We start from the raw sequence: 13,265 nt of genomic DNA, 5'->3' as shown, positions 1-13,265 counted from the left end.
ATCGAGTGGAGAGCGGAAGGCGTCAGCCCTTCGGGAACGCCTGCATCGTCGCGGTCATCGCACGCGAAAGCATCTGCGCATACATGTCGTGCACGAGGTAGAGGCTGCGGTTGCGCGTCCACGGTTGGCCCGATTGCGGGTCGTACAGGGTCGGGAGCGGCACCTCGGCAACCGCTGCCGCCTTCATGCCCGCCTGCTGCGAGGTCTGGATGCAGCGCTTCGCGTGATCGCGATGGCCGACCACCGCGACAGTGCCCATCGCGGCCGCGCCGCCCGCGCGCGACACGGCCACGGCCGCGACGCCTGCCGTGCTCAGGTACACGATCGAGCCGTTGCTCGCGATCACCGGTTCGATCGACGACAGCACGTCGGCGCCCATTCCGTATTTCGATACGAGAAAGCGCGCGATTTCCCACTGCGCGTAGACCTTGACGGGCTTCAACTGACGGATGCGGTAGACCGCGTCCGCGAGCGCTTCGTTGACCGGCCCCGGATCGGGCAGCGCGGACTGGTTGCCGCCCGTGCTCGACGTGTTGCCGCTCGCCGCGTTCGGGCGGTTGCCGAAGCTGTATGCGACGATCGCACCGATCTGCGCGGCGGGGACCGTCGGCAGATCCCAGGTAAAGCCGATATCGGTCATCGCCGGCACGATCGCATTGACCGTCGCCGCATCGCCGAGCTGCGCGTTCAGCTTCGCGGACATCTGCGCGGCAAGTGCGCTATCGGCGATGGGCGCAGACGTGACGTCGTCGCCGCCGCATGCGCTCAGCAGCGGCGCCGCTGCAACGGCGGGTGCGGCAGCAAGAAATTTTCTGCGTGAAGAAGCCGACAGATTCAGATTCATAAGAATGACGAAACAATGCGAATAACGCCGGCGGCAGGTCGAGGCGTTGCAGATCGCGGGGTCTTGGGAAATGGCAATCGGGCGAGTCGCGCGGTTCAGCGGCGGTCCGCGGAGTCGACGCGTGGATCGGATCGCTGCATTTTGTCGATCGACGATGCAGGATCGTAGTGGGCGTTTATTAAATTGCGGTGAACCTGTCGCTCGAATGCAGGCGATCGTCACGCCGTTTCACCGATGGACGAATGCGTTTCATCCGTGGCGTGCGAACGCAGCCGCCGTTTCACCGGTGGCGAGCATGCGATTCGCGGGCATCGTCGCGTACCGCACGATCATCTCCGGATTTCGCGTTACGATGGCGCAACGCACGTTCCCACGACCGGATCCGGAGCACACCACGATGAAGCTCGGCCTGAACGAATCGCTTGCTCGCCTCGACGAAGAAGGCACGCTGTTCACGACGCTGTTTCAGCACGGCACACTCGACGTCGAGCTGTACCGGCCGCACATCGAGGACACGCAGAAGCCGCATACGCGCGACGAGGTCTACGTGATCGCCACCGGCACGTCGCGCTTCATCGTCGACGGACGCGCATGCGACGTCGCGGCCGGCGACGCGCTGTTCGTCCCTGCGCATGCGGTACATCGCTTCGTCGATTTCTCCAGCGACTTCTCGACATGGGTGTTCTTCTACGGCCCCGAAGGCGGCGAGCGCCGTGCGTGACGCGCACTGCACTTTTCTTGCGATTGCCTAGACTGTCTATTCGCGGCGGACGGCGCACGGCCGCTCGGTTATCACGATAGCTCGAGCATCCGGTTCAACTGGATGGGGGGGAACAGCATGCGATATGAACTCTATTACTGGCCGGAGATCCAGGGCCGCGGAGAATTCGTGCGGCTCGCGCTCGAGGCGGCCGAGGCCGACTATGTGGACGTCGCACGCGAATCGGGGCGCGGGATGGGCGTGCCGGCGATGATGCGCATGATGGACAGCACGAAAGCGGAATGCCTGCCGTTCGCGCCGCCGTTCCTGAAGGCCGGCGACGTCGTCATCGGGCAGACCGCGAACATCCTGCTGTTCCTCGGCGCGCGGCTCGGGCTCGCGCCCGGGGACGAGGCCGGGCGGCTGTGGGTGCATCAGTTGCAGTTGACCGTCGCCGATTTCGTCACGGAGATCCACGACACGCACCATCCGATCGCAAGCGGCCTGTACTACGAGGACCAGCAAGCGGAAGCGGCCGAGCGCGCAGCCGATTTCCTCGAGAATCGGCTGCCGAAATTCCTCGGCTATTTCGATCGCGTGCTCGAACAGAATCCGCACAAGGGCGGCTATATCGCCGGCACCGTGCTCAGCTATGCGGATCTGTCGATGTTCCAACTGATCGAAGGGCTGCGCTACGCGTTCCCGAAGGCGATGAAGCGCGCGGAGCGGAAAGTCGCGGGGCTCGTCGGCCTGCACGACCGCGTGGCGCAGCATCCTCCCGTCGCACGTTATCTCGCGTCCGAACGCCGCATTCCGTTCAACGACATGGGGATCTTCCGGCACTATCCGGAGCTCGACAAGTAACGGCTGCCGACACCCGTGCGTCGTCGCGCGTGGCGGCACCGTTCCCGCTCACGCAGCGACCGGCGTCTCGTAAAGGTGTCGCCGCACGATCAGGCCATCCGCCTCGCGCCGGAACACGGCCGTCGAGCGCCGCACCGTGCGCCGCCCTTCTCCGTCGGTCTGCGTCTCGCGATAGCCGATCGCCGCGCCGTTCGACCGCACCGCCAATCCGCGCAATTCGTCGATGCCGGTCATCAGCCCCGGGCGCGCGCCGTGGCCGCGCGAGAACAGCGCGTCGATCCGGCACGCGCACTACGCGCCGCGCGATCGCTCGCGCGGGTCCGCCACCGCGTCGACGGCGTCGACCGAGCGCGTCAGCCACGGCCCGATGTCCATCTCCTCATAGCGCACGAGCCGGCTCTTGCGCGCGCGGCGATACGCCCACCAGATCGCGACGAACAGCGGAATCCACACATAGATCGACAGCACTTCCATCCAGTCGATGCGGGCCGCGAAGAATGCCTGGTAATCCTGCCCGAGCGAGATCACGATGCAGATCGCGATCGCGAACAGCGGCCCGAACGGAAACCATTTCGCGCGATACGGCAACTGATCGAGCCGGTAGCCCTGCTTCAGGAAGCCCTTGCGGAACCGGTAATGGCAGACCGCGATGCCGAGCCACGCGATGAAGCCCGTGATGCCAACCGTATTCAGCAGCCACAGATAGATGCTCTGATTGTTGGTCAGCGACGTGAGGAAACACAGCCCGCCGACGGCCATCGTCGCGTACAGCGCGTTGCGCGGCACGCCGCCCGGCGACAGCGTCGCGAACATCGCCGGCGCGCGCCCTTCCGATGCGAGGTTGTAGAGCATCCGCGTCGCCGCGTAAGTGCCGGAATTGCCGGCCGACAGCACGGCCGTCAGGATCACGAGGTTCATCGCGCCGGCCGCGAGCGGAAAGCCCGCATGGCTGAACACCAGCGTGAACGGGCTCACGCCGACGTCGGTCACATCGCTCTTCAGCAGGTTCGGATCCGTGTACGGCACCAGCAGGCCGATCACGAAGATCGCGAGCACATAGAACAGCATGATCCGCCAGAAGATCTGCTTCACCGCGCGCGGGATCGTCTTGCGCGGATTCTCCGATTCGCCGGCCGTGATCCCGACCAGTTCCGTGCCGAGAAACGAGAAGCCCGCGATCAGCGCGACGCTCATCATCGCGTGCACGCCGCCGACGAACGGCGCGTCGCCCGTCGTGAAGTTGCGCCAGCCGACCGGATGCCCGCTGCCGGTATGCCCGCTGCCGGTATGCCCGGTGCCCAGCACGCCGGCCGCGATCAGCAGCCCGGCCGCGATGAACGCGATCACGGTGACGACCTTGATCAGCGAGAACCAGTATTCCGATTCGCCGAAGCCGCGCACCGACAGCGTATTCAGCAGGAAGATCAGCACGAGGAAGGCCGCGCCCCACCACACGCCCGGCACGGACGGAAACCAGTAGCGCATCACGATCTGCGCGGCGACCAGCTCGATCGCGATCGTCACGGCCCAGCTATACCAGTAGGTCCAGCCGAGCGCGACGCCGAAGCCTTCGTCGACGTACTTCTCGCCGTAGATCGCGAACGAGCCCGACACGGGCATCAGCGCCGCCATCTCGCCGAGCCCCGTGACGACGAAGTAGACCATGATCCCGATCGCGAGATACGCGGCGATTGCACCGCCCGGCCCCGCTTGCGCGACCGACGCGCCCGACGCGACGAACAGCCCCGTGCCGATCGAGCCGCCGATCGCGATCATCGCGATGTGGCGGCCCTGCAGACGGCGCTTCAGCGTCGTCCCGGACGGCGCGGCCGTCTGCGCTGCCGCTTGCAAAGCATCCATAGTGTTCACCTTGATTTTGTTCGGAATGCAAATCGATTGGCCCGGTCATTCGCATCGAAACCGGACCTTTCGCGGTCGCGTCAAACGATGCTGCGCTTGATCGCCTGCAGTTCGGCCGTCGTCACGATCTTTTCGATCCGGAACCGCGGGCTTTCCAGCCACACGTTCGCGATTCGCCGGTACTCGTCGAGATCCTCGCACGCGAGCCGCACGAGAAAATCGAACGTGCCGCTGACGAGCCAGCAATCGAGCACGGCCGGATTCGCCCGCATTTCGTCCTCGAACGGCGCCTGCGAACGCCCGTGATCGGCCAGCACGATCTGCGCGATCACGACGATCGGCTTGGTCGCGCGCGGCGCCTTGATCACCGCGCGGTAGCCTTCGATCACGCCGAGCGCCTCGAGCCGTTCCACGCGCGCCTGGCAGGGCCGCGGCGTGAGGTTCACGAGCTCCGACAGCTTCCGGTAGGAAATCCGCCCGTCGGTGCGCAGGATGTCGAGGATCCGGAGATCGATCTTGTCGAGCTGCATCTTCTTGTCGGTCATCCGCGTTCGCTCCGGTCGGGTCGTGGCTGGTGCGCGGAACGTCTCCTTTGCCGCGCGGGGGCCACATTATCCGGCCGAAGCGGCCGCGCGCCAATCGGCTAGAACCGCAGCGACAGGCAGGTCAGGCCGCCATCCATCTTGCGGAACTCGCTCGTGTCGATCACGTGCAGCGGCAACCCGAGCGACGCGATCGCGTCGTGTACGCGCGGATAACCGGCCGGCGTGATCAGCGTGCCGTTCACGCGCAGCGTGTTGCCCGCGTATTCGTCGGCTGCCGAAATAGCGATCCGGCGATAGTCGGCGAACGCCGGGTGCGCGGCCAGCGCTTCGGTCACGAGCAGCGTGTCGTCGCCGAGCGCATTGACGACCGACTTCAGGTGCAGGCCGGCGCCGACCGGGACCGCGACGACCGAATAACCGTAGCGGGCCACGAGCGATTCGAACGCGGCAATGCCTTCGGCGTCGGTGCGCCCCGTCAGGCCGATGTAGAAGCGCTTGCCGACCAGCATCACGTCGCCGCCGTCGAGACGGCCGTCCTGCATCGGCAGCAGGTCGCGATGCGCGGCGAGCGCGGCTTCGATATGCGCCGTCTCGCCGCGCCGCGCGGGCGCGCCGGGGCGCGTGATCACCGCGAATTCCGGCGTCACGACGGCCACGTCCTCGACGAAATGCGAATCGGGGAATGCGTCCAGCGGCGGCAGCTCGGTCAGCTCGACGCCGAGCGTGCGCAGCGCGTCGCAATACGCGTGGAACTGCGTGAGCGTCTTGTCGTAGTCGGGTGCGCCGAGTTCGGCGGTGGTCAGGCCCGCGCCACAGGACGGCGCGGGACGGCGAACGATCGCTTGCGTGAATTGCATCGACTCCTCCTTGGTCATCGCCACACCCGTGCGGCGCACGGGGCAGCGGCGTTGTGTCCGGACCATTATCGGAAGCCAAATTGCGCAATTCGCGTCGATTTCGGCTGCGCCGACAGCCGATTGCGTCGAATTGTGCGCAGCACGCAGCGGATTCGGCAGACGGCCGTTCGCCGTGTCGCGGACGGCCGCGTTCGTATGCGGCGCGCCCGTTACGCGCCGGGCCCGAACCCCATCTGCGAGCGGCCGAGCGCCGTAAGATCGCCGTCCCCGCCACGCCCGTCGAATTCGACCTCGAAATGATCGGCCGGGAAATCGGGCGGGCTCTCGCCGTGCACGAACGCAGGCAACTGGCGCCGCAGGTACGCGTCGTTCTTCGCGCAGCCGGGCGCGGCCGCGATGTACATCACGTTGCTGTCGCCGCGGCCGCGATGCGCATCCTCGACCGCATGCACGACGTCGCCGTGCCAGAACACCGCGTCGCCCGGCTCCATGTGCGGAATCGGCACCAGCCCATCGAGCAGCAGCGCGTGCCATTCGGGCCGGATCGACAGCGCACGGCCGGGACGCGCGCCGCACAGGTCGTCGTCGGCGACATCGTCCTGCAACGCGCGCAGCACCACATAGGCCATCGCATTCGCGACCGGGATCAGTTGCAGCGTGCCGTCGCCGGGCCCCTGCGGCGTCAGCGCGGTCCAGCCCTGGAACGTGCGGAACATCGAACACACGGCCGGCGACGGAATTTCCTCGACATCGGGACGGAACGCGGCGTCGAACGGGTCGTAATCGCGCCAGCGACCGGCCAGCACGTGGCGATAGACCTGGCGGAAGTTCGCACCGAGCCAGCGTTCGACGGAGCCGCCGTCGACATGCGGAGACAGCCCGAGCGACGTCGAGCCCGGCGGCCGGCGGCGAATCCGGTCCGCATAGGCGGGCACCTGGTCGGGATCGAAATGCGTGTGCGCGCCGTCCGTATGCCGCCACAGGCGGTTCAGGAACACGCGCGCCTGCGTGAGCGCCGGCGACTGCCGCGCGGCCACCTGCGGCTTCGACCAGTAGACGCCGTAGATCTGCGGCTTGCCCGACGCGAGGTTGCCGAAATAGCGATCCTCGGCGCGCGCATGCAGCCGGTCGGTGAAACGGTTCGAATCCAGATACGCGCCGATCTCGTCGTTCCAGTCGCGTGCCTGCTGCGCATCGAACACGCCGCGAATCACGACCGCGCCATGCGTGCGGATCGCGGCAATCGCGTGCGGATCGACGGTGCCGCCCTCGATATCCGCGAACGGCACCACCGGAATCACGTCGCGGCCATGCGCATGCGCGCGGCGGATCGCGTCGACCTGCCGCGCGATGTCGCCTTCCAGCTCGCGAAACGAGGCCGCGTAACCGGGCAGGTCGGCGCGCAACGCCTGTTTCGCCGCTCGAATTGCGGCCGGCAGATCGTCAATTGTCAGTTGCATCGTGGTCTCCTCGCTGAAGCGTGTCGTGATGTGCTGTCAGCGTACGGCCGGCGCACGGCCACCATCACCGCTATCCGGCCAACTATCGATACAATTCTGACAACTGCGCATTACTCGGGACGATGGCAGACCACGCAGAGCTTGTTGCCGTCCGGGTCGCGGAAATAGGCGCCGTAGTAGTCGGGGTGGTAATGCGGCCTCAGGCCCGGCGGCCCTTCGCAGGTGCCGCCATGCCGCAGCGCGAGCGCGTGGCAGCGGTCGACGTGCGCGCGTGTCGGCGCGTTGAACGCGATCGTATGGCCATTGCCCGGTTCGGGTGCGCGGCCGTCGAGCGGCTGGCCGAAGAAGAACAGCGGCCGGTCGGCGTCGGCCGGCATCCAGCCCGACCAGCCGTCCGGCTCGCGGAACTTCAGGCGCAACCCGAGTTCCGCGAACAGCGGCGCATAGAAATCGTAGGCGCGCGTCGTATCGCTGACGCCCACGCAAACATGTGAAAACATGGCAACGCTCCGTGGTGACGATCGCTCACGATCATGCCACGGCGCGCAGCCCGCCCCACCCGGAGGCCGCGATGAAACCGCAGTACGAACACGTGACGTTCGCTCCCGGCTGTTCGATCCGCGTGTACCACCGCCGGCTCGCGCGCATCCCGTTCGAATGGCACCGCCATCCCGAATACGAGCTGACGCTCACGCTCAACAGCCGCGGCCAGCGCTTCATCGGCGATCACGTCGCACGCTATGGGGACGACGACCTGGTGCTCGTGCCGCCCAACCTGCCGCACACCTGGTCGTCGAACGCGCGCATCGATCGCGACGCGCCCGAGGTCGCGCTCGTCGTCTGGTTCGACGGCGACTGGGCGCGGCGGCTCGCCGACTGCTGCTCCGAATATGCACCGCTGCGCTCGCTGCTGCGGCGCGCGGCGCCGGGCCTGCGCTTCGACGCCGACACGGCCCGCGCGATGCGCGCACGGCTGCCGCAGTTGCTCGACCCTGCTCCGCGCGTACGACTCGCAGCCGCGCTCGACACGCTCGCCGATCTCGCGGAAGCCGGTGGCGAGCCGCTCGCCACCGCGCACGCGTACGACCGGCCCGACGGCACGACACCGCGCGCCGACGCGGCCGCGCCCGAAGCCGAGCGCCTCGATCGCGTGCTCGACGCGATCGACCGGCACTTCCACGAACCGCTGCGCATCGATGCCCTCGCGGCTGCCGCGCATATGTCCGAGCGCACGCTGCAGCGCCTGTTCGTCCGGCATCTCGGCGAAAGCGTCGGCCGCTATGTGCAGCGGCTGCGGCTCGCGCACGCGTGCCGTCATCTCGTCGGCACCGACTGGCCAATCGCGACGGTCGCCGCGCGCTGCGGCATTCCGAATGCCGCGAACTTCAACCGCCAGTTCCTCGCCGCGCGCGGGATGACGCCGGGCGCGTACCGGCAGTTCTTCCTGCAGCACGGCCACGCCCCCGACGAAGAAGCACCGGCGCTCGACACCCGGCCGCCGTCGCTGGAGCGCCGCACAAATCCGGCGCGCAAATGAAAACACCCCGACGGGATGACCCGTCGGGGTGTCGTGGCGTAGCGATTGCCCGACGCGAACGGCCTGCCGGCCGTCGCGCCGCACACGACTTAACGTGCGTCGATCGGCTTCGCTTCGCGCGGCGTATCGCCGATGAACAGCTGGCGCGGACGGCCGATCTTCTGTTCGGGATCGCCAATCATTTCGTTCCACTGTGCGATCCAGCCGACCGTACGTGCCATCGCGAAGATACACGTGAACATCGACGTCGGAATGCCCAGCGCGCGCTGGACGATGCCCGAGTAGAAGTCGACGTTCGGGTACAGCTTGCGCGACACGAAGTATTCGTCTTCCAGCGCGATCTTCTCGAGCTGCATCGCGAGCTTGAACAGCGGGTCGTCGTGCAGGCCCAGTTCGTTCAGCACTTCGTAGCACGTCTCGCGCATCAGCTTCGCACGCGGGTCGTAGTTCTTGTACACACGGTGGCCGAAGCCCATCAGCTTCACGCCCGAATTCTTGTCCTTCACCTGCTTGATGAATTCGGGGATGTTGTCCGGCGAACCGATCTGCTCGAGCATGTTCAGCGCGGCTTCGTTCGCACCACCGTGCGCCGGGCCCCACAGACAGGCGATACCGGCCGCGATACATGCGAACGGGTTCGCGCCCGACGAGCCGGCCAGGCGGACCGTCGACGTCGATGCGTTCTGCTCGTGGTCGGCGTGCAGGATCAGGATGCGGTCGAGTGCGCGGACGAGCACGTCGTTGACCTCGTACTCTTCGCACGGGTTCGAGAACATCATGTGCATGAAGTTCGCGCTGTACGACAGCGAGTTCTTCGGATACACGAACGGCTGGCCGATGCTGTACTTGTACGCCATCGCGACGAGCGTCGGCAGCTTCGCGATCATGCGGATCGCCGACACTTCACGGTGACGCGGATCGTTGATGTCGAGCGAGTCGTGGTAGAACGCGGACAGCGCGCCGACCGCGGCGACCAGGATCGCCATCGGGTGCGCGTCGCGGCGGAAGCCACGGAAGAAGAAGTGCATCTGCTCGTGCACCATCGTGTGCTTCGTGACGGTGTCGACGAATTCCTTCTTCTGCGCTGCGTTCGGCAGCTCGCCCTTCAGCAGCAGGTAGCAGCTTTCGAGGAAGTCCGCGTTTTGCGCGAGGTTGTCGATCGGGTAGCCGCGATACAGCAGCTCGCCCTTGTCGCCGTCGATGTACGTGATCGCCGAATTACAAGCTGCCGTTGACATGAAGCCCGGGTCGTACGTGAACTTGCCGGTCTGGCCGTACAGCTTGCGGATGTCGATCACGTCCGGGCCCATCGTGCCCTTGTAGATCGGCAGTTCGACGCTCGGCGAGTTGTCGCTGAACGATAGCGTGGCTTTAACATCAGACGGAGTCATGGCACATCCTCAATCGAAATAAAGAAACGGGATTCGATAACGGGCGTAACGCGTTACACGTTGCGCAGCATCTCCAACAGCCGGTGAATATCCGGGCTGTCTAGGTCGCCTTCTGGTTCCTTGCGCGCGAGGAGCAAGTCCATCAGGTCGTTGTCGCTCAGATCGAGCAGGCGCGACAACGCGCCTACGTCTGCATCGGTGAGGTCATGCTCGTATCTGCCGAAGAAACGCTCGAAGATGATGTCGTTTTCCAGCAGACCCCGCCGCGCGCGCCAGCGAAGGCGCGCGCGGCGGTGCGGGTCGGATTGATGCGAATCGTCGCTCATTGCAACCTTAAACCGCGCGGCGAACCATCAGTTCCTTGATCTTGCCGATCGCCTTCGTCGGGTTCAGGCCCTTCGGGCAGACGTCGACGCAGTTCATGATCGTGTGGCAACGGAACAGACGGTACGGATCTTCCAGATTGTCGAGACGCTCGCCGGTGGCCGTGTCGCGGCTGTCCGCGATGAAGCGGTAAGCCTGCAGCAGGCCGGCCGGGCCGACGAACTTGTCCGGGTTCCACCAGAAGCTCGGGCACGACGTCGAGCAGCTCGCGCACAGAATGCACTCGTACACGCCGTCGAGCTCGTCGCGCTCTTCCGGCGACTGGAGGCGTTCCTTCTCCGGCGGCGGCGCGTCGTTGATCAGGTACGGCTTGATCGAGTGATACTGGTTGAAGAAGTGCGTCATGTCGACGATCAGGTCGCGCACGACGGGCAGGCCCGGCAGCGGACGCAGCACGATCTTCTGCGGCAGGTCGTTCAGGTTCGTCAGGCACGCGAGACCGTTCTTGCCGTTGATGTTCATCGCGTCCGAACCGCACACGCCTTCGCGGCACGAACGGCGGAACGACAGCGTTTCGTCGAGTGCCTTCAGCTTGACCAGTGCGTCGAGCAGCATGCGCTCGTGCTGGATGTCGAGCTCATACGTCTGCATGCGCGGCGCTGCGTCCTTGTCCGGATCGTAGCGGTAGACTTCAAAAATGCGTTTTGCCATTTCGGATTCCTTTGACTCGGCTTAGAACGTGCGCGGCTTCGGCGGCACGGATTCGACCGTCAGCGGCTTCATTTGAACCGGCTTGTAGTCGAGGCGATCGCCTTCGCTGTACCACAGCGTGTGGCGCAGCCAGTTTTCGTCGTCGCGGTGTTCGTAGTCGCTGTGTGCATGCGCGCCACGGCTTTCCTTGCGCGCTTCCGCCGACACCATCGTCGCGCGGGCGACTTCGATGAGGTTCTCCAGCTCGAGCGCTTCGACGCGCGCGGTGTTGAACACCTTCGACTTGTCCTTCATGTGGATGTTTTCCACGCGTGCCGCCAGGCCGGCCATCTGATCGACGCCTTCCTTCAGCAGCGCCGACGTGCGGAACACGCCTGCGTGCTTCTGCATCGTCGCGCGGATGTCGTTCGCGACGTCCTGCGTGTATTCGCCCGACGACGACTTGTCGAGCTTGTTCAGGCGCGCCAGCGAGTACTCGCCTGCATCGGCCGGCAGCGGCTTGTGTTCCTTCTGGCTCTTCACGTGCTCGACGATGTGGTTGCCGGCCGCGCGGCCGAACACCACGAGGTCCAGCAGCGAGTTCGTGCCGAGGCGGTTCGCGCCGTGCACGGACACGCACGAGCACTCGCCCACTGCGTAGAAGCCGTTGACCGGTTCCTTGTGATCGCGCGACGTGCCGACGACCTGACCGTGGATGTTGGTCGGGATGCCGCCCATCTGGTAGTGGATCGTCGGGACGACCGGGATCGGTTCCTTGATCGCATCGACGTTCGCGAACTTCAGCGCGATTTCGCGGATCGACGGCAGACGCTTCATGATCGTCTCGGCGCCGATGTGCGACAGGTCGAGCAGCACGTGATCCTTGTTCGGACCGACGCCGCGACCTTCCTTGATTTCCTGGTCCATCGAGCGGGACACGAAGTCACGCGGCGCCAGATCCTTCAGCGTCGGTGCGTAGCGCTCCATGAAGCGCTCGCCGTTCGCGTTGCGCAGGATACCGCCTTCGCCGCGCACGCCTTCGGTGATCAGCACGCCCGCGCCGGCCACGCCGGTCGGGTGGAACTGCCAGAATTCCATGTCCTGCAGCGCGATGCCCGAACGCGCGGCCATGCCGAGGCCGTCGCCGGTGTTGATGAACGCGTTGGTCGATGCCGCGAAGATCCGGCCTGCGCCGCCCGTCGCGAACAGCGTCGTCTTGCCTTCCATGATGTAGACGTCGCCCGTCTCCATCTCGAGGGCCGTCACGCCGAGCACGTCGCCGTCCGCGTCGCGGATCAGGTCGAGCGCCATCCATTCGACGAAGAACTGCGTCTTCGCCTCGACGTTCTGCTGGTACAGCGTGTGCAGCAGCGCGTGACCGGTACGGTCGGCGGCCGCGCACGCGCGCTGGACCGGCTTCTCGCCGTAGTTCGCGGTGTGGCCGCCGAACGGGCGCTGGTAGATCGTGCCGTCCGCGTTGCGGTCGAACGGCATGCCGAAATGCTCGAGTTCGTACACGACGTTCGGCGCTTCACGGCACATGAATTCGATCGCGTCCTGGTCGCCGAGCCAGTCGGAGCCCTTGATCGTGTCGTAGAAGTGGAAGTGCCAGTTGTCTTCGCTCATGTTGCCGAGCGACGCGCCGATGCCGCCCTGCGCGGCCACCGTGTGCGAACGCGTCGGGAACACCTTCGACAGCACGCCGACCGACAGGCCCGCGCGCGACAGTTGCAGCGCAGCACGCAAGCCGGAGCCGCCCGCGCCGACGATCACGACGTCGAACTTGCGACGCGGGAGGGAAGTTTTGATTGCAGCCATTCTTTACACTCTCCAGAGAATCTGCGCGGCGTAGCCCGCACATGCGAGCAGCCAGACGATGGTCAGCGATTGCAGCAGCAGGCGCACACCGACGGGCTTCACGTAGTCCATCCAGATGTCGCGCACGCCGACCCACGCGTGGTAGAAGAGGGAAAGCAGCATCACGAAGGTCGCGAGCTTCATCCATTGCGCGGAGAAGATCGACGCCCAGCCTTCGTACGAGAAGTCGTGCGCGCCGAAGAACAGGACGAGCAGGATGACCGTGTAGACCGCCATGATCGTGGCGGTGATACGCTGCGCGAGCCAGTCGCGCAGGCCGTAGTGCGCGCCGACGACGAGGCGCTTCGAGCCGATTCGGTTATTGGCTGCCATTTT

General features: G+C 65.8%; 15 protein-coding genes. 3 read left to right on the top strand and 12 right to left on the bottom strand.

Features of this window, described 5'->3' with window-relative positions:
* Positions 1 to 22: 22 nt before the first annotated feature.
* Positions 23 to 844, bottom strand: coding sequence for a hypothetical protein (locus R9B84_RS24245; RefSeq protein ID WP_423762590.1), 822 nt, complete (start codon positions 842 to 844; stop codon positions 23 to 25).
* A 397-nt stretch (positions 845 to 1,241) separates the two neighbouring features.
* On the opposite strand from R9B84_RS24245, the gene R9B84_RS24240 reads away from it, so the two are divergent.
* On the top strand, positions 1,242 to 1,565 hold the full coding sequence (locus tag R9B84_RS24240; protein WP_423762589.1) for a cupin domain-containing protein: 324 nt from the start codon (positions 1,242 to 1,244) through the stop codon (positions 1,563 to 1,565).
* Between the two features lie 117 nt (positions 1,566 to 1,682).
* Positions 1,683 to 2,408 carry a glutathione S-transferase gene (locus R9B84_RS24235; RefSeq protein WP_423762588.1) on the top strand — a complete coding sequence of 242 codons (726 nt, stop codon included), beginning with the start codon at positions 1,683 to 1,685 and terminating at the stop codon, positions 2,406 to 2,408.
* 48 nt (positions 2,409 to 2,456) lie between these two features.
* Here the strand turns inward: R9B84_RS24235 and R9B84_RS24230 are convergent, their stop codons facing one another.
* From R9B84_RS24230 to R9B84_RS24205, 6 genes are all read right to left on the bottom strand, one after another.
* Positions 2,457 to 2,642, bottom strand: coding sequence for a hypothetical protein (locus tag R9B84_RS24230; RefSeq protein WP_423762587.1), 186 nt, complete (start codon positions 2,640 to 2,642; stop codon positions 2,457 to 2,459).
* Between the two features lie 57 nt (positions 2,643 to 2,699).
* Entirely contained in the window at positions 2,700 to 4,268 is a 1,569-nt protein-coding gene (locus R9B84_RS24225) for an amino acid permease (protein ID WP_423762586.1), read from the bottom strand.
* 80 nt (positions 4,269 to 4,348) lie between these two features.
* A complete protein-coding gene (locus R9B84_RS24220) occupies positions 4,349 to 4,813 on the bottom strand; it encodes an Lrp/AsnC family transcriptional regulator (protein ID WP_423762585.1) in 465 nt (154 codons plus the stop codon).
* A gap of 98 nt (positions 4,814 to 4,911) precedes the next feature.
* Entirely contained in the window at positions 4,912 to 5,670 is a 759-nt protein-coding gene (locus R9B84_RS24215) for a dimethylarginine dimethylaminohydrolase family protein (protein WP_423762584.1), read from the bottom strand.
* 209 nt (positions 5,671 to 5,879) lie between these two features.
* Positions 5,880 to 7,130 (bottom strand): DUF1479 domain-containing protein, encoded by a 1,251-nt coding sequence (locus tag R9B84_RS24210; protein ID WP_423762583.1) that lies wholly within the window; start codon positions 7,128 to 7,130, stop codon positions 5,880 to 5,882.
* A gap of 110 nt (positions 7,131 to 7,240) precedes the next feature.
* A complete protein-coding gene (locus tag R9B84_RS24205; RefSeq protein ID WP_423762582.1) occupies positions 7,241 to 7,630 on the bottom strand; it encodes a VOC family protein in 390 nt (129 codons plus the stop codon).
* Positions 7,631 to 7,701: 71 nt separating this feature from the next.
* Here R9B84_RS24205 and R9B84_RS24200 point away from each other — a divergent pair, with 71 nt between their 5' ends.
* Positions 7,702 to 8,667, top strand: a complete 966-nt coding sequence (locus R9B84_RS24200) for a helix-turn-helix domain-containing protein (protein WP_423762581.1) — start codon at positions 7,702 to 7,704, stop codon at positions 8,665 to 8,667.
* 89 nt (positions 8,668 to 8,756) lie between these two features.
* Here the strand turns inward: R9B84_RS24200 and gltA are convergent, their stop codons facing one another.
* Genes gltA through sdhD form a run of 5 tightly spaced genes read right to left on the bottom strand, consistent with a single transcriptional unit; the run spans position 8,757 to position 13,262 of the window.
* Positions 8,757 to 10,058 (bottom strand): citrate synthase, encoded by a 1,302-nt coding sequence (gene gltA / locus R9B84_RS24195; protein ID WP_423762580.1) that lies wholly within the window; start codon positions 10,056 to 10,058, stop codon positions 8,757 to 8,759.
* A gap of 53 nt (positions 10,059 to 10,111) precedes the next feature.
* Complete coding sequence (locus tag R9B84_RS24190) at positions 10,112 to 10,384, bottom strand: succinate dehydrogenase assembly factor 2 (RefSeq protein ID WP_031400668.1); 273 nt, start codon at positions 10,382 to 10,384, stop codon at positions 10,112 to 10,114.
* A 7-nt stretch (positions 10,385 to 10,391) separates the two neighbouring features.
* Positions 10,392 to 11,093 (bottom strand): succinate dehydrogenase iron-sulfur subunit, encoded by a 702-nt coding sequence (locus tag R9B84_RS24185; protein WP_059237255.1) that lies wholly within the window; start codon positions 11,091 to 11,093, stop codon positions 10,392 to 10,394.
* 21 nt (positions 11,094 to 11,114) lie between these two features.
* Positions 11,115 to 12,890: a succinate dehydrogenase flavoprotein subunit gene (sdhA, locus tag R9B84_RS24180; RefSeq protein ID WP_423762579.1), complete on the bottom strand. Its 1,776-nt coding sequence runs from the start codon at positions 12,888 to 12,890 to the stop codon at positions 11,115 to 11,117.
* Positions 12,891 to 12,893: 3 nt separating this feature from the next.
* Entirely contained in the window at positions 12,894 to 13,262 is a 369-nt protein-coding gene (sdhD, locus tag R9B84_RS24175) for a succinate dehydrogenase, hydrophobic membrane anchor protein (RefSeq protein ID WP_034180015.1), read from the bottom strand.
* Positions 13,263 to 13,265 lie beyond the last annotated feature (3 nt).

This window comes from Burkholderia sp. NLJ2 (assembly GCF_049487195.1).
Classification (GTDB): domain Bacteria; phylum Pseudomonadota; class Gammaproteobacteria; order Burkholderiales; family Burkholderiaceae; genus Burkholderia; species Burkholderia pyrrocinia.
The sequence above is the reverse complement of the archived record's forward strand: the minus strand, read 5'-3'. Positions and strand labels throughout refer to the sequence as shown.